Origin of the sequence: Amycolatopsis azurea DSM 43854 (genome assembly GCF_001995215.1) — a bacterium.
GTDB lineage: Bacteria > Actinomycetota > Actinomycetes > Mycobacteriales > Pseudonocardiaceae > Amycolatopsis > Amycolatopsis azurea.
Genome location: NZ_MUXN01000020.1, coordinates 262183 through 277315 on the forward strand (window position 1 = coordinate 262183; position 15133 = coordinate 277315).

General features: G+C 68.0%; 15 protein-coding genes. 8 read left to right on the forward strand and 7 right to left on the reverse strand.

The window, feature by feature from the left end; all coding sequences use genetic code 11:
• Window positions 1-77: 77 nt before the first annotated feature.
• Together B0293_RS26505 and B0293_RS26510 are read right to left on the reverse strand one after the other, a co-directional pair.
• Window positions 78-1016 (reverse strand): alpha/beta hydrolase family esterase, encoded by a 939-nt coding sequence (locus B0293_RS26505; RefSeq protein ID WP_005155831.1) that lies wholly within the window; start codon window positions 1014-1016, stop codon window positions 78-80.
• Window positions 1017-1165: 149 nt separating this feature from the next.
• A complete protein-coding gene (locus B0293_RS26510) occupies window positions 1166-2407 on the reverse strand; it encodes a glycoside hydrolase family 3 N-terminal domain-containing protein (RefSeq protein WP_005155832.1) in 1242 nt (413 codons plus the stop codon).
• Between the two features lie 243 nt (window positions 2408-2650).
• Between B0293_RS26510 and B0293_RS26515 the strand changes: the two genes are divergently transcribed.
• From B0293_RS26515 to B0293_RS26525, 3 genes are read left to right on the forward strand one after another with little or no spacing between them, the layout of a single operon-like run.
• Complete coding sequence (locus B0293_RS26515) at window positions 2651-3001, forward strand: ArsR/SmtB family transcription factor (RefSeq protein ID WP_005155833.1); 351 nt, start codon at window positions 2651-2653, stop codon at window positions 2999-3001.
• 29 nt (window positions 3002-3030) lie between these two features.
• Entirely contained in the window at window positions 3031-3525 is a 495-nt protein-coding gene (locus tag B0293_RS26520) for an SRPBCC family protein (protein ID WP_005155834.1), read from the forward strand.
• Window positions 3522-4097, forward strand: a complete 576-nt coding sequence (locus tag B0293_RS26525) for a TIGR03086 family metal-binding protein (RefSeq protein ID WP_005155835.1) — start codon at window positions 3522-3524, stop codon at window positions 4095-4097. Before B0293_RS26520 ends, B0293_RS26525 begins: the two co-directional genes overlap by 4 nt.
• A gap of 6 nt (window positions 4098-4103) precedes the next feature.
• Here the strand turns inward: B0293_RS26525 and B0293_RS26530 are convergent, their stop codons facing one another.
• The gene (locus B0293_RS26530; RefSeq protein WP_005155836.1) at window positions 4104-4586 is read right to left on the reverse strand and encodes a MerR family transcriptional regulator; all 483 of its coding nucleotides are present in this window, start codon (window positions 4584-4586) and stop codon (window positions 4104-4106) included.
• On the opposite strand from B0293_RS26530, the gene B0293_RS26535 reads away from it, so the two are divergent.
• Together B0293_RS26535 and B0293_RS26540 are read left to right on the forward strand one after the other, a co-directional pair.
• A complete protein-coding gene (locus B0293_RS26535; RefSeq protein ID WP_005155837.1) occupies window positions 4585-5679 on the forward strand; it encodes an alkene reductase in 1095 nt (364 codons plus the stop codon). The genes B0293_RS26530 and B0293_RS26535 overlap by 2 nt on opposite strands.
• 28 nt (window positions 5680-5707) lie before the next feature.
• The gene (locus tag B0293_RS26540; protein ID WP_039917357.1) at window positions 5708-7033 is read left to right on the forward strand and encodes an amidase; all 1326 of its coding nucleotides are present in this window, start codon (window positions 5708-5710) and stop codon (window positions 7031-7033) included.
• Between the two features lie 84 nt (window positions 7034-7117).
• Here B0293_RS26540 and B0293_RS26545 read toward each other — a convergent pair whose 3' ends face one another.
• The 4 genes from B0293_RS26545 to B0293_RS26560 all read right to left on the reverse strand — a co-directional run bounded on the left by B0293_RS26545 (window position 7118) and on the right by B0293_RS26560 (window position 12633).
• Window positions 7118-8257, reverse strand: a complete 1140-nt coding sequence (locus tag B0293_RS26545) for a coiled-coil domain-containing protein (protein WP_005155839.1) — start codon at window positions 8255-8257, stop codon at window positions 7118-7120.
• 118 nt (window positions 8258-8375) lie between these two features.
• Window positions 8376-10367, reverse strand: coding sequence for an SDR family oxidoreductase (locus B0293_RS26550; protein WP_039917416.1), 1992 nt, complete (start codon window positions 10365-10367; stop codon window positions 8376-8378).
• A 100-nt stretch (window positions 10368-10467) separates the two neighbouring features.
• Window positions 10468-11151 carry a class F sortase gene (locus B0293_RS26555; protein WP_005155841.1) on the reverse strand — a complete coding sequence of 228 codons (684 nt, stop codon included), beginning with the start codon at window positions 11149-11151 and terminating at the stop codon, window positions 10468-10470.
• A 12-nt stretch (window positions 11152-11163) separates the two neighbouring features.
• Window positions 11164-12633: a SpaA isopeptide-forming pilin-related protein gene (locus tag B0293_RS26560; RefSeq protein ID WP_039917359.1), complete on the reverse strand. Its 1470-nt coding sequence runs from the start codon at window positions 12631-12633 to the stop codon at window positions 11164-11166.
• 313 nt (window positions 12634-12946) lie between these two features.
• On the opposite strand from B0293_RS26560, the gene B0293_RS26565 reads away from it, so the two are divergent.
• From B0293_RS26565 to B0293_RS26575, 3 genes are all read left to right on the forward strand, one after another.
• Window positions 12947-13783, forward strand: coding sequence for a Bax inhibitor-1/YccA family protein (locus tag B0293_RS26565; protein ID WP_005155843.1), 837 nt, complete (start codon window positions 12947-12949; stop codon window positions 13781-13783).
• Between the two features lie 74 nt (window positions 13784-13857).
• Window positions 13858-14391 carry an LppU/SCO3897 family protein gene (locus B0293_RS26570; RefSeq protein ID WP_039917362.1) on the forward strand — a complete coding sequence of 178 codons (534 nt, stop codon included), beginning with the start codon at window positions 13858-13860 and terminating at the stop codon, window positions 14389-14391.
• A gap of 111 nt (window positions 14392-14502) precedes the next feature.
• Window positions 14503-15096 (forward strand): LppU/SCO3897 family protein, encoded by a 594-nt coding sequence (locus B0293_RS26575; RefSeq protein WP_245191930.1) that lies wholly within the window; start codon window positions 14503-14505, stop codon window positions 15094-15096.
• Window positions 15097-15133: the final 37 nt, after the last annotated feature.

Sequence of the window (15133 nt, forward strand, 5' to 3'; positions counted from 1 at the left end):
ATTTGCTTATCTGGTCATCCGGTCAGGTTCGACGGTAGCGCCGGAGGGACGGGTCCGGCAAGGAAATCGACGGGTTCTTAACGCAGACGGTGGGCGAGCAGGAAGTTCCAGATGACCGGCGTCGCGTTGATGACGGTCGGGGTGGCGGAGTCGTTGTTCGGTCCGGTGCTCGGCCAGACGTGCCCGGCGCCTTCGACCCGGTAGTGCTGGAGCGAACAACCGAGCCAGCGCTGGACGGTGACGTCGGTCTTCGGCGAGTACTCGATCGGGCGAGAGAAGCAGCCGTTCCGGTCCGCCCAAGCGGCGAGCCAGTCCGGAAGCGTCGGCAAGCCCTTCGCGGGATTCCCGGTGTAGGGGATCGTCGTGTCGGCCGTTCCGTGGAAGTCGAGAATCGGAGCGGGGCGCGACGGGTCGCACTCGCCGCCTTGCGGGTAGAACGCACCGGCGACCGGGGCGAAGGCCGCGATCCGGCCCGGCATCCGGCAGGCGAGGACGCCGACGAATCCGCCGCCGTTCGACTTGCCCGTCGCGTAGATCCGGCGGGAGTCGACGCACAGTTCCCGCTGGAGCGCGTTCAGCAGATCGCTGGTGAAGAGCACGTCGTCGGCTGCCGCCGAATACGGTGCGCCGGTCCAGGCCGATTCGCCGTCGGTGCCGACAAGTCCTTGCGGGTAGACGGAAATCGCGTCATACGCGGAAAACCCGGATAGCTCCTCTTGGTATTTCGACGTCCGCTTGTGTCCGTGGAACGACAACACCAGCGGGTACGGCCGTGACGGCTGGTACCGCGCGGGAACGTGCACCGTGTACTCGCGGGTCAGGCCGCCGGACGTCAAGGTCCGCGGCGTTGTCGCCCCCGCGGGAACCGGGGACGGACGATGACAGCCGGTGGTCCGCACCGGACTGTCGATCGGCGACGGCGCGGCCGACGCCATCGGTACGGCGAACAGGCTCAAACCGGCAGCGGCGGCGACCGCCAGTGCGACACGGCGCAGGTGTTTCGTGGGACCAGGCACGCGATCCTCCTTGATCGGGCGGCGGGGCGGTGATCAGGGTCACCCTCGGCTCGAGCCTGGTCAGCATTGTGTTCATTGAGTTTTCGGATCGCTGGTCCTGTCACCCCGTCGGGCGGCTGATCGACCGCCTCGCCGGGGCTCGCGGTCGGTCAGCCGCAAGCCCGTTTCGCCGTGAGCACCCGAGCCAGGGCCTCATCGACCCGGGCGGCCGGGAGATCGCCGGACGCAAGCGCTTGCTCCAGCGTGGTCAGGACCGTGCCGACGTTGCCTCCGGAGGACCACAACGCCTGATCCGCTCCCGCCTGCAAGGCCTTGAGCACCGCCGTCGGCAGCGGGTACTGCGACGTGATCGCCTTCATCGCCCCGAGATCGTCCGTGATCACCGGGCCGTCGAACGCGTAGTCCTTCCGCAGTAGCCGGTACGCGGGCGCTGACAGGGTCGACGGCGTACCGCCGGTCAGATCGGGCACGTCCAGATGTCCGACCATCACGCCGACCTCGCCGTACTCGTCGATGTTCCGGTACGGCACCAGGTCGACCTTCCGCAGCGAGGCCAGCGGTGGCGTCCGCACCAGTCCCTTGTGGGAGTCGCCGGTGGCGTGCCCGTGCCCGGGAAAGTGCTTCAGCACCGGTTGCACCCCGGCGTCCCGCAGGCCCTGCGCGAAGGCCAGAACGTACTTGCGCGCGACTTCCGGGTCCGCGCCGAACGACCGGTCACCGACGATGTCGCGATCCGGCTGGTCGGTGATGTCGGCGTCGGGTGCGTAGTCCACGGTGACGCCGCGAGCCCGCATCTGCCGTCCTCGGTCGGCGGCCTTCGTCCGCACCTGCGCCGGCGTCATGGACTTGGCCATCTTCCGGGCACTGGGCATATCGCCGTCGAGGGCGTCGATCCGCTGTACGCGGCCGCCTTCCTCGTCGATCGCCACCGACACCGGCACCTTCGCGGCCTTCTGCACCTCGTCCAGTGCGCGATTCTGCAGCAGGGCCGTCTCGTTGCCGCCGAGAAAGATCCCTCCGACCTGCTGATCGCGCACCAGCTTCACCGCCGCTTGCGGATCGCCGGCGTTCACGCCGACCACCACTAGCTGGGCCAGCCGCTGCCGGGGGCTCATCCCGGCGATGACGGCCTCGCAACCCGGATCAGGAGCCTGCTCCGCCCTCGGTGACGGCGAGGGCGCGGGTGTGCCGGAGCTGGACGGGCTCGAAGTGGCGTTGATCCGCGGCGGGGGCGTGGCCCCCGCGGGCTGTGCCGCTCCGGTTTCTTCGGTCGTCGTGCCGCATTGCACGCTGGTGAGCAGTACGGCGGCCGCTCCCAGGATGACGGCCAGCCATCGCTTCGTCGTCTTCGGTCGCCCGGAGTTCATCGGCTCGTTTCGTTCGTCGTCCATGCCGATATCGACGGTAACCCCAGTTGCCCTTTAGTACGCGATCGCGTGCCCTTTTGCGCGTGCTCGCCTCTGCCTCACCTCCTTCCTTCTTCGCGTTCCTGCTGGTCGTGCTTGACAGGCTGCTCCGATGCGAGCTACATTACCACATGGTTATGGAACCGCAAGGTTATCCACGGTGCCGATAGGCGCCGCCGGAGCCGGACGTGAGAACTCGAACTCGTGAGAACCGAAAGGCGGGCGACCGTGACACAGGATCTGCTCGACGTCACCTTCGCCGCGCTCGCCGACCCCACCCGCCGCGCGATCCTCGCGCGGCTCGCGCACGGCGAGGCCACTGTGACGGAGCTGGCCGAGCCGTTCGCGATGAGCCAGCCCGCCATCTCCAAGCATCTGAAGGTGCTGGAGCGGGCCGGGCTGGTGGCGAGGGGACGTGATGCCCAGCGTCGCCCCTGCCGGCTGGTGGCCGAGCCGCTGAAGGACGCCACCGAATGGCTCGGTGAGTACAGCCGCTTCTGGGACGGGGCCTTCTCGAAGCTGGACCTCGTCCTCGAAGGAGAACAGCGACACCCGGAGAGCCGGGGCGAGACCGACTGACCACCGCACGAGCGGAAAGGAGCACCACGATGGGACGCAGTCTCAGCGTGACGAAATCCGGCGATCTCGAGATCGTCATGACGAGGTCCTTCGACGCGCCGAGAGGGCTGGTGTTCGACGCGTGGACCAAACCGGAGCTGGTGCGCCGCTGGTTCGGCCCGCACGGCTGCGAAGTCGTCGAATGCGAGATCGACCTGTGGGTCGGCGGTAGATGGCGCTACCGGCTGCTTCACGACGGCGGGAAAGAGATGGTGCTGCAGGGCGTCTACCAGGAGATCAGCCGTCCGGAAAGGCTCGTTTCCCTAGAGACGAACGAGGACTGCGAGGCCTCGGAAGGTGATGCCTTGGCGACTCTGACCTTGGTCGAAGACGGCGGGGTCACCACCTTGACCCAGGTGGTGCGATACGGCTCGAAGCGGATCCGGGACGCCGTGCTCGAATCCGGGATGGAGCGGGGAGTCGGTGAGGGCTTCGACAGGTTGGCCGAGGTCGTGGCCGTTCCGGTGAGGGCGGGAGCTCGATGAACGCCATCGCGGACCGCTATCGCGTCCGGGCCAACGCCTTCGAGAGCAAGGTCGCCGCCGTCGGAGCCGGGCGATGGGAAAGCAAGTCGCCGTGCGAGGAGTGGAACGCCAGGGATGTCGTCGGGCACATCGTCGACATGCACGGTGCGATGCTGCGTCCTCTCGACCGTGAGCTGAGGCCGGCGCCTTCGATCGAGGAAGATCCGCTCGGCGCCTTCCGGGCGGCTCGGGCCGATGTCGAAGCCGTCCTCGCCGACCCGGTGCTCGGGGCCACGGAACACGAGACGCCGGCGGGGAAGATGACCGCCGAACAGCACATCGACCAGGTGGTCAGTGCCGACATGGTCGTCCACGGCTGGGACCTGGCCCGTGCCACCGGTCAGGACGACACGATCGATCCGCACGAGGTCGCCCGGATGTGGCCAGGGGCCCAGGCGATCCCCGAGCAGATGAGGATCCCCGGCGCGTTCGGTCCCGGCATCGTCGTCTTCGGTCCCGAGGTGAAGGTTCCCGAAGACGCGCCCTTGCAGGACAGATTGCTCGGACTGCTGGGCCGGGACCCGAACGCCTGATCCGCGTCAGACGTGGATCCCCCGGTGCCGCCGGACGGGCTTGGAAGGAACCGGTACCTCGGCGGTATCGGTCCCCTTGGCCGCGGCCAGGACACGCTCCAGAACCGATAGAGAGGTGGTGAGCAAAGAAATCTGGTTCTGGATCCGAGTCCTGGCGATCTCCAGTTCGTCGGTCAGCCCCGGCGAAGGCACCAAATGCGTGTGGTCCCCGGAAACACAGGGAAGGAGTTGCGCGATCTTGCCGCTGCACAGGCCAGCCGAATAGAAGAGCTGAATCTGCAGAACCCGGGCGATGTCGTCTTCGGTGAAGGTCCGGTAGCCGTTGCCGCGTCGATCGGGACGCAGCAGGCCTTCCGTTTCGTAGTACCGCAACGAACGGACGCTCACCCCGGTCCGTTCCGCAAGTTCGCCGATCCGCATGAGTCCACAGTAGTCGCGGAAACCGAGGTTGACCGTGACGCCGGTGTCAGGGTTTAGCTTCGCGTTCATGAGGTTGCTCGAAGCATTCCGCGGCACCGCGATCCAGCTGCCGAACCGCATCGCGATGGCCCCGATGACCAGGGGACGTGCCGACGACACGACAGGTGTGCCACATCCGAGGACGGCCGAGTACTACGCGCAACGCGCGAGCGCCGGCTTGATCGTGAGCGAAGGCGTCTGGGTCAATCAGACCGGTAAGAGCGGCCCCGGGATTCCGGGGCTGGCGACTGAACGGCAGGCCGAGGCCTGGCGTGAGGTGACGGAGGCCGTACACGAGAAAGGCGGCCGCATCTTCGCGCAGCTCTGGCACGCGGGCCGGGTCGGCCATCCCGGCGTGACGGGCCGGACGCCGGTGGCGCCGTCGGCGGTCCGGCAGGCCGGGCGGATCTTCTCGGCCGGGGGTTGGACGGACACGGTCGAGCCCCGTGCGCTCGGTGAAGAAGAAATCGGCGAGGTCGTCCGGGACTTCGCCGCGGCGGCACGCCGGGCCGTCGAAGCGGGGTTCGACGGCGTCGAACTCCACGGTGCCAACGGGTACCTCATCCAGGAGTTCCTCGCCCGCAACACCAACCTCAGGGAAGACAGGTACGGCGGTTCCGTCGCCGCCCGGCTCGCGTTCCCGCTCGAGGTGGTGGCGGCCGTGGTCGAGCAGATCGGCGCAGCCAGGGTCGCCCTGCGGATTTCGCCGGGCAACCCGGAGAACGACGTCGTGGAAGACGACTGGAAGGAGGTGTACTCACGACTGCTCGCGGAACTACGCCGGTACGAGCTCGCGTACCTGCACGTCATCGACGCTCCCGACGTCGAGGTGCTGTCGCACCTGCGGCCTTTGTGGCCGGGAACGCTGGTCGCGAACCTGCGTTCCGAGGAGCCGACCTCCCGGGAGGAGGGTGAGTCCTTGGTCGAATCCGGGCTGGCCGATGTGGTCGCCTTCGGCAGGCTGTTCATCGCGAACCCGGACCTGCCCGCCCGATTCGCGCTCGACGCCCCGCTCGCCCAGGCGCACCACGACGTCTATTACGGCGCTCGGCTCGACGGCTACACCGATTTCCCGGCGTTCGAACCGGACTCGGCGAAGTTCGCCTGTTCGGCGCGCAGCTGATCTTCGCCGCCCGATCTACAGTGCGGGAATGGTCAAGACGGCAGTGGAAATCGCGGCGGCTGTGCGCGCCAAGGAGCTCGACCCGGTCGAGGTGACGCGTGAGGCGTTGTCCCGGATCGCGGCCGCGGACGGAGTGGTCGGCGCGTTCCGCCGGGTCAGGGCCGAGGAGGCGCTCGCCGAGGCAGCCGCCGTCGCCGAACGCGCGGACCTGGTCGACCTGCCCTTGGCCGGGGTACCGGTCGCGGTCAAGGACGTCGCGCCGGTCGAGGGCGAGTACGCCTCGTGGGGGTCGCGCGCGGGTTCGTCGACGGTGTCCACAGAGGACGGCGAGGTTGCCCGGCGGTTGCGTGCGGCCGGTGCGGTGATCGTCGGCCTGACCCGGGTGCCGGAGCTGTGCATTTGGCCGTCGAGCGACGACCCGGACGGGACGGCGCGTAACCCGCGCAATCCGTCCTACGCCGCGGGAGGCTCGTCGGGCGGGAGTGCCGCGGCCGTAGCGGCGGGACTGGTGCCCATCGCGCACGGCACGGACGGCCTGGGTTCGATCCGGCTGCCGTCCGCGATGTGCGGCATCGTCGGCCTCAAACCGGGTAAGGGCGTGGTCCGCGTACCGGGGGAGAACGGCTGGTTCGGCCTGTCCACACACGGTCCGATGACGACCACCGTGGCCGACGCGGCCGTGCTGATGTCGGTCCTCGCCGAACAGCCCGGCCTGGCGGACCTCGCCGACCCGGCACCATCGCGCATCGCCCTGTCCACTCAGGTCCCGTTGACGAGGGCGCCGTTGCCGCGTGCTTTCAGCCGGGCCGTCGCACAGGCCGGAGACCTGTTCCGCGCGGCCGGGCACACCGTCGCGCCCGGGACACCCCGGTACAACGCCGGCGCGATCGGGGGCCTTCTCGCGCGCTGGGTCGCGGGCCCGGCCGAACAAGCGGCCGAGTTCGATCTCGCCGCACTTCAGCCCCGCACGCGCACGCACGTCCGGCTCGGGCGTCTGATGGCCAAGCGCGTCCGGGAAAGCACCCGTGAGCGCTGGCTGGAGCGTGCCGAGGAGTTCTTTTCCGACCACGACGTCCTGGTCACGCCCGTGATCGCGACCCTCCCGCTCAAGGCACGCAAGTGGCACGAAAGCCGGTGGATCGCCAACGTGCTGCCATCGGTGCGCGTCGCGGGTTTCGCCGGCCTCTGGAATCTCGCGGGCTATCCGGCGATGTCGGTGCCGGTCGGCGTGCACCCCTCGGGTATCCCCGCTTGCGTTCAGCTCGTCGCCGCGCCCGGTGGGGAGGCGCTCCTTCTCGGCCTCGCCGCCCAGCTCGAAGCGGCCAATCCCTGGCCCCGCACCACCCTCTCCTGACCACGCCCGGAAGAGAGCAAGGGACCTTTGCTATCACTCTCTTCAGGAGAGCGATAGCAAAGGTCCCTTGCTACTTCGCGCTGGTCAGGAGCCGGTTTTGGCAGGCGAGGGCTTCTGCCCGTTCGCCTTGGGGCCGTTCTGCTCGCTCTGTCCGTTCTTCGGCGCAGCGGCGGCAGGCGCCGAAGAAGCGGGCTTGGCGGGAGCGGGCTTGGCCGGCGTCGAAGCGGGCGTCTGAGCCGGAGCGGCGGCCTTCGACGCGGGTGGCTCGGCGGGCTTGCCCGCGGGCTTCGTCTCCTCGGCCTTGCTGTCGCCGCCGACGAGCTTCGAAGCGTGCGGGATCACCGACTCCTCGGGCAGCGCCGCGAGCATCGCCTCGCTGCCCTTCAGGACCTCGTCGGCTTGCATCAGGCTCTTGCGGGCCTGTTCGCGGATCTCCGCCAGCCGCTCGACCTTCCGCTGGGCGGCGGTCGTGCGCTGGGCGGCGGTCGTCGTGGCCTCGTCGAGCCGGCGCTTGGCCTCGCTCGTCGCCTCGTCGACGCGGCGCTTGGCCTCCGCGGTGGCCTCCGCGATCCGGCGTTCGGCCTGATTCTTGCTGGCCGTCTGCTGGTCGGCGATGTGCTTCTCGTGCGAAGCGCGCTGAGCCGAAATCGTCTGATCGAACTCGCGCTCGATCTTCCGGCGCTTGCGCTCGGCCTCGTTGTCCAGCAGTTCCCGGCGCTGGGCGGCCTCGACGGTCAGCCGCTGGACCTCGGCCCGAGTCTCGGCGAGCGCGGACTCGTGCTCGGAGTGCAGCGCGTCCGCCTGCTTGTCCAGCTCGGCGACGAGCCGCGTGTAGCGCTCACGGAGCTTCTTCGAAGCCTCGCTCGACGACGCCCAGTGCTTCTCGGCCGCGACCTCGGCACGCTTCGTGACCTCTTCCGCACGCGCCTGAGCGAGCGTGACGGTGCGCTGCATCCGCTCGTCGAGGTCTTCGAGCCGCTCCGGCGGTTTCTTCAGCTCCTCGATCCTGGCGTTCAGCTTCGCCACCTCGTGGCGCACGGTTTCGAGTTCGCGCGTGGCCGACGTCGCCTGCGCGATCGCGGCGTCGCGGTCGGTGATCACGCGATGCAGCTGCGCTTCGAGATGATCCAGATACTGGCGCACTTCGTTCCGGTCGAAGCCGTGCCAGGCCTGGGTGTACTCGCGCCGCAGGGGCAACAGGCCGTTGTCTCGCTCGGGAACCATGGCCACGACGGTACCTGCGTACCCGGCGTCGCCGTGGCCAGGCTTGGTGATTCACCGACGTGTGTCGGCTCCTAGCTGCGTTCCCTCACCTGAACGGCCGCTACCCATGTGCGCAGTGTCACCAATGGAAGCCGCGGCTGAGCCGGGCGAGGGCCATCGCCGCACGGGACAGATGCTGCTCGCCCTTGCCGATTTTGAGTCCGCCGCCACCACCGGCGGCAGCCGAGTCCGGGAACACGCGGAATCCTTGGTAGGCCACGGCATCCGTGAGCCCCGGGGTGAGCGTGTACGCGAGCCCGATCGCCTGCCCGGCGGGCGTGCCGATGTGCTTCGGACGCTCCTTCAGTGCCTTCATCACCATGTCCGCGGCCTGATCCGGGGATTTCGTCGGGAACGCGTCGTAGATCTTCGTCGGGCGGATCATCGGCGTGCGCACGAGTGGCATGTGGATGGTCGTGAAGGTGATCCCGTCACCGTGGGTTTCGGTGGCGGCGATCCGGGAGAAATAGTCCAAGGCGGCCTTCGACGCCGCGTATGCCGAAAAGCGCGGCGCGATTCCCTGCACGCCGATCGACGAAACATTGACGATATGCCCGAATTTCCGCTCGGACATATGTGGCAGGACCGCGAGGATCAGCCGGACCGCGCCGAAGTAGTTGATCGCCATCGCGCGTTCGTAGTCGTGGAACCGGTCGTACGACAGTTTGATCGAACGCCGGATCGACCGGCCGGCGTTGTTCACGAGCATGTCGATCCGGCCGTGCTCGGCGAGCATCGCGTCGACGGCCTTGTGCACCGATTCCTCGTCGGTCAGGTCGGCCGGGTACACCGACGCCGTGCCGCCCGCGGCGATGATCTCGTCCCGCACCTCTTCGAGCTCGTGCTGCCGCCGGGCCACGAGCAGCGGCACCCCGCCCGCGGCCGCGACCTTGATCGCGGTCGCCCGGCCGATGCCCGAGGACGCGCCGGTGATGATCACGCGGCGGCCGTCCAGTTCGCCGCGCGGCCCGTGCTTCCGGGCACGGAACGGGTCCAGGTGCTCACGCCAGTAGCGCCACAGGGTGGGCGCGTAGTCCTCGATCCGCGGCACCTCGACGCCCGAGCCGATGAGGGCCTTGCGCGTCGACGCCGACGAGAAAACCGACGGGAACGCCATGGTCTCCAGCAACACCGGCGGGATGCCGAGCCGCTCCATCACGGCGTCGCGCGCGATCGTGAAGCCGGGGATGTGCTCGCTCAGCTTCACCAGGTTGACGATGCCCTTGGACACCCGTTCGTTGAGCTGCACGGAAATCGTCGGCGCGCCCGCCGCCTTCGCGAAGGCGTTGTAGACCGAGACGACCGGCTGGGGCTCCGGGTTGACCAGGTGGAACGCGCGCCCGTCGAGGCCTTTCGTGGTGATCAGGGCGTTCAGCGACTTCGCGACGTAGTCGACCGGGACGACGTTGGTGTCGCCGAGGTCGGGGCCGACGATCGGCACGTCGGGCAGCCCGGCCAGCCTGCTGATCGCGGGGAACAGGTAGTACGGGCCGTCGATCTTGTCCATCTCGCCGGTCTCGGAGTTCCCGACGACGACCGCGGGCCGGTACACCCGCCACGGCACGTCGTGCTGCTCGCGCACGAGCCGCTCCGCCTCGAACTTCGTGCGGTGGTACGGCGTGACGAGCCGCTGGCCGACGTCGAACATCTCCTCGGTGAACATGCCCTCGTGGTCACCGGCGACGGCGACCGACGACACGTGGTGCAGACAGCCCGCGTTCAGATCGGCGGCGAGCGCGATCACCTGCGCGGTGCCTTCGACGTTGGCCTTGATGCTGGCTTCGTCGTCGGCGGTGAGGTCGTAAAGGGCGGCGAGGTGCACGACGTGATCGACACCGCGAAGCTTCTCTCGGTCCTCTTCGCCGACGCCGAGCAGTGGCTCGCCGAGATCACCGGTGACGAGGGTGACGCGCTCCGGATGCGGCCAGGCGTTCACGAGTTTCGCGAGTTTGTCCCGAGAGGACGCTCGGACGACGAGCGCGACCTCGTCGGCGTCCTCCCTGGCGAGCAGCAGCCGGGTGAACTGGCGCCCGATCAGTCCGGTCGCCCCGGTCACCAGAAAAGTCGCCATCTGCTTCACCCTTCACCGTGCTCGCCCGCGTCCACAGGCATTCTGCTGCATCATCACGGTGAGGACCACCGTCGCGTCCCGTGAAGTTACTCACGGGTAACTAGGCGGGGTCGGCGATGACCACCCGGTTCTCGGCGTAGCCGGTCTCCCCGCCGACCCAGCGGCCGCCGCAGGTGACGAGGACTATCCGATGTGGACCGGACTGGCCGAACAGCTCGTCCGCCCGCTGCGGCAGTTCGTTCTTCTTCAGCGTGATCAGCTGGGAAACCTTGTACTGCCAGGATTTCCCGGCCTTGTCGACGACGGTGACGGTGCCGCCGATCCGCTCGGTCCACAGTTCCGCGAACGGACCCGTCGCGCCCTTCCAGTTCACGTGCCCGGCGAAAACGCTCGCCCCGGTCGCGGAACTCAGCTCGGCACCCCACCACGTCACCTCGCCGAGGTTCTCCGGCACAGGCAGCTCCGCGCCTGGCCCGAGTTGCTTGCGGATCAGCTTCGCGCCGCCGCCGGCGGGCAGCCGGATCGTCCCCGGACCTTGCGGCTTCGGGGCCTCGGGTTGCTTCGAGGACGGCGGAGCGGCCGTCGGAGTCGTGGGGACGATTTCCGGCGGAGGCGGGACCTCCTGCTGGGCGGGCGCGGCGGGGGCGCCGCCCGCGACGGAGACGGAGACGGCCTGAGCCGTCCCCGTCACCACGGTCGTCGGCGGCCAGATGAGCACGGCCGCGACGAGGTCCGCGCACAGGACCGTGACGGCTCCCAGCGCGAACCCGCGTCGTACTGACATTCCCGAAACCTCTTAGCGTCGCGAGGACCGCCGCGCGGCCACGCCCACCATCACCGAACCGAGCAGCGCGAGCGCGCCGACGCCGAGGATCCCGGCGGTCGACGCCGTGTTCTCGACGGTGCCCTGCATCATCGCCACCGGCCGGTCGCCGGCGGGGATGGTGCGCGGTACCTCGTTGGGCGTGTTGGCGACCTTGAGCGCCAGCGTCTCACCCGGCTTGACCTCACCGCAGGCGGAGGGCGGATTCTTCGGGTCGAACGCGTTGGTGTAGCCCGGCGGCGCGTTGACCTCGATCACGCAGATCTCCTGCGGGGTCCTCAGGTTCTCGACGGTGACAGTCCCGTTCTCGCCCTCGGTGGTGACGACGGCGGGCTTGCCGTCGGCGCCGTTGAGCGGCTTGCCGTCCTGACCGAGGGCGGCGGCGGACTTGTCCTTGGCGGTGATCCGCAGCGCGGCGCCCGCGATGCCCTTGCCGGTCTTCGCGTCGACCTTGGTCACCTCGACCTTGCCCGGCTTCGAGACGACCGCGACACCCTGGGCCTTCAGTTCCTTCTCGCCGCCTGTCGAGACGACCTTCTGCACCCCGGTTTCGACCGGGAACTGCACGTACGGCCGGTCCGCGGGAGCGGACAGCGAGCTGGCCAGCTTCGGCTGGTCACCGGTCGGCGTGACCTTGACCGTGACGGTGCCGTCCTCGCCCGTCTTCACCGTGGTGGCCTTCTCGGCCTTGGCGTTCGAGGTCGACGCGGGCTTGGTGCTGTCACCTTCGTCGACCGTCGCGTTCGATGGCGTGAGCTGCACGGGCACTCCGGAGACGCCCTTGCCCTTGGCGTTCTTGACGCTGATCGTCCACTCGCCCGCGGTGCCGATGTGCTGGTCTTCCTTCGGCGGTGCGATCGCGGTCGTCCACGGACCCCGGTTGGCCTCGGCGTCCTTGGTCAGCTTCTCGACGGCCTCGGCGGCGTCGGAGTGCTGGGCCTTCAGCTTGTCGAGGTGGCTCTGGACGTCGTAGCCGATCTTCTCCGGCGGGAGGTTCGGCTTGAGGTCTTCATCGGAACGCGGCTTCGAAGTCCACGAGTGCAGCAGGTGCGCGAGCGCCGCGGCTTCGGCGTTGTTCGTGGTGCCGCCGTAACGCAGCAGCAGGTAGGAGATGTTGGCTGCGGTGTCCTCGGGAAGCTTCGCGCCCCACTTGTCGAGGAGTTCGTCACCGGGCTGGTACTTCTCGTTCGTGTCCGGCGCCTTCAGCTGGAAGGAGACACAGAACACGTGCTTGCCGTTGACGACGTAGGAGCCGAGCCAGTCCCGTTCTCTGGGCTTGCTGTCGACCGTCTGGCCGGGAGTGACCTGGTAGCCGACGCCCTCTTCCTTGGCTGCCGAGGCCGGTGTCGCCGCGACGGTGGCGGATAGCGCGCCGAGCAGGCACGTCGCGATCAGGCTGGTCAAGGCGCGCGAACGCACGCTCGGGCGTGTGGTCCACCCCATGGTGTGTTGACTCCTTTGGCCGTGCTCTGCCCCGCCGCATTTACGTCGACGCAGGTCACACGATCGATAGGTTCCCCGACACGCCTTCGGTGAGTATCCGAACACGCAACGTGCAGGGTGTCCTGTGATCAGCGGTTTTGGCAATAGGGCATCAGGTGGGGTATCGGTGAACGGTCGTGATCTCCGCCGCATACGGTGTGGGGGATGGGCCTCCCGTCGAATGTGAGTAAAGTCGTCTTTACTTCGACGGGAACCGGGCGGCCCGCGCGGTCGTTGAACCCGATGCAGGTGCCAGTAGATCCAGGAGGATCAGGTGCGATCCAGTAGCAACCCGGCGTTCCGGAACCTGCCGCGCGGCGCGGCGGAGTACGGACCCAACGTAGGCTTCAACCAACCCCAGGGCGGCGTGCCCGGCTACGGCCCTCCGCAGACCTCCGCCGGCGCCGACGACCGTCCGATGACGGTCGATGACGTCGTCATCAAGACGGCGCTGAGCCTCGGCACCGCGCTGGTGACCGGTGTGCTCACCGCGATCTGGGCCATCAGCCAGATCTCGACCTCGGCTTCGGGCAAGGTCACCGCCGTTCCGGGCGCCGTCATCGGCGCGCTCGTCGGCGGCATGATCGTCGGTCTCGTGATCTCGCTCGTCATCATCTTCAAGCAGAAGCCGAGCGGCCCGCTCACGCTCGCGTACTCGGCTGCCGAGGGTGTGTTCCTCGGTGCGATCAGCGGTCTGTTCGAACTGCTCTACCCGGGGATCGCGATCCAGGCGATCATCGGTACCGCGGGTGTGTTCATCGCGATGCTGGTCGTCTACAAGACCGGTGCGGTCAAGGTCACCCCGAAGCTGACCAAGTGGATCATCGGCGCCGTCGTCGGTGTCGCGATCCTGATGCTGGTCAACCTCATCACCAGCTTCTTCGGCTTCAACCCGCTGCGTGACGGCGGGCCGATCGCGATCATCTTCAGCCTCGTGGTGATCGGTGTCGCGGCGTTCAGCTTCCTGCTCGACTTCGACCAGGCCGACCGGATGATCCGCGAAGGCATGCCGTCGAAGTGGGCGTGGTTCGCCGCCTTCGGCCTGATGACCACGCTGGTCTGGCTGTACCTCGAGATCCTGCGACTGCTGTCGTACTTCCAAAACGATTGACGCGGGTTTCTCCACGGAAGGGCGCTCCGAGCGATCGGGGCGCCCTTTTTCGTTCCCGTGAATACTCTGGCCCCATGACCGAGCACAGTGGCGAATCCGCCAGGCCGAGGCGATCCAAGTGGTTCTGGGTGGGCATCCTGGTGCCGGTCGCGATCGTGGTGCTCAGCGCGTCGTCCTGGATCGTCGGATACCTCTCGAACACCGACGGCATCCAGGTGGGCGACTGCTACGCGATCACCACGTTCGGCGACGTCGACGCGGATCCGGCCAAAGCGGACTGCGGTTCGATCGAGGCCAACGCGAAGGCGGGCGCGAAGACCGATGCCGGTGGCGCGTGCCCGGCGGGCGAGTACGACCAGCTCGTCGTCGACAAGACGTTCGCCTCGTACAAGCTCTGCATGATGATCAACGCGAAGCAGGGCGACTGTCTCGAGAACTTCCTGGCCGACAGCGTGGCCTATCAGAAGGTCTCCTGCTCGGACCCCACGAAGGACGCGGAAGTCGTGAAGGTCGTCGACAGCGTCGCGACCTGTGACGACACCGAAGCGACGCATCTGAAGAGCTATTCGACGCCGCCCTCGACGGTCTGCGTCAAGAGCGCCAAATAGCGACCTCGACCTGGGGTTTTCACCCGTTTGGGGGGTCGGTTTATGTGGTTGATCACGTTCAGTGTTTGATACCGAGGTTCTCATTCCTCTTCACACATGTGAGGTTTCTCGGTGACCACTTCCCAGCCGGCCCCTGGGGGCCAAATGCCGGTGGGACAGCCCGACGCTTTCGGTCCGCCTCCCGGCGGTCAGCCGACGGCACCCAAGCGTTCCAAGTTCGGTTGGCTGCGCTTCGCCATCCCGGTTCTCGTCGTCGTGATCGGCGGCGGCCTGTTCCTCTTCAACTACGTCACCGGGACGGGCAGCGCCCAGGCCGGTGACTGCCTGAGCGTGACGGAGTTCTCCAAGGCGGCCGACGATCCGAAGAAGATCGACTGCGGCGCGCCGGAGGCGAACGTCAAGATCGGCGCCCGCGTTGGCGGCAGCGAGTCCTGTCCGGAGGGTGCTTACGACACCATCTCGATGACCGGCCGGATGTCGTACAAGCTGTGCATGATCGTCAACGTCAAGCAGGGCGACTGTCTCAAGGGCTTCATGTCGGAGACCGCCGGCTACCAGAAGGTGTCCTGCACCGACCCCGCCAAGGACGCGGAGGTGGTGAAGGTCGCCACTACCGCGGACAAGGCGTCCTGTGAGGGCACCGAAGCCACGAGGGTGGCGACGTACTCGACGCCGCCGACCACTCTCTGCTTCAAGACGGCGTAACAACCCGAGCTCAAGCGCGTGAAGGCCCCCGTCCCTC

What these genes read in the sequence shown, in the direction of transcription:
- B0293_RS26510 (WP_005155832.1), bottom strand. Translation starts at nt 2,407, where the DNA reads ATGGACGACGAACGAAACGAGCCGATGAACTCCGGGCGACCGAAGACG.
- B0293_RS26530 (WP_005155836.1), bottom strand. Translation starts at nt 4,586, where the DNA reads ATGAACGCGAAGCTAAACCCTGACACCGGCGTCACGGTCAACCTCGGT.
- B0293_RS26525 (WP_005155835.1), top strand. Translation starts at nt 3,522, where the DNA reads ATGAACGCCATCGCGGACCGCTATCGCGTCCGGGCCAACGCCTTCGAG.
- B0293_RS26555 (WP_005155841.1), bottom strand. Translation starts at nt 11,151, where the DNA reads ATGTCAGTACGACGCGGGTTCGCGCTGGGAGCCGTCACGGTCCTGTGC.
- B0293_RS26540 (WP_039917357.1), top strand. Translation starts at nt 5,708, where the DNA reads ATGGTCAAGACGGCAGTGGAAATCGCGGCGGCTGTGCGCGCCAAGGAG.
- B0293_RS26560 (WP_039917359.1), bottom strand. Translation starts at nt 12,633, where the DNA reads ATGGGGTGGACCACACGCCCGAGCGTGCGTTCGCGCGCCTTGACCAGC.
- B0293_RS26520 (WP_005155834.1), top strand. Translation starts at nt 3,031, where the DNA reads ATGGGACGCAGTCTCAGCGTGACGAAATCCGGCGATCTCGAGATCGTC.
- B0293_RS26545 (WP_005155839.1), bottom strand. Translation starts at nt 8,257, where the DNA reads ATGGTTCCCGAGCGAGACAACGGCCTGTTGCCCCTGCGGCGCGAGTAC.
- B0293_RS26535 (WP_005155837.1), top strand. Translation starts at nt 4,585, where the DNA reads ATGAGGTTGCTCGAAGCATTCCGCGGCACCGCGATCCAGCTGCCGAAC.
- B0293_RS26550 (WP_039917416.1), bottom strand. Translation starts at nt 10,367, where the DNA reads ATGGCGACTTTTCTGGTGACCGGGGCGACCGGACTGATCGGGCGCCAG.
- B0293_RS26570 (WP_039917362.1), top strand. Translation starts at nt 13,858, where the DNA reads ATGACCGAGCACAGTGGCGAATCCGCCAGGCCGAGGCGATCCAAGTGG.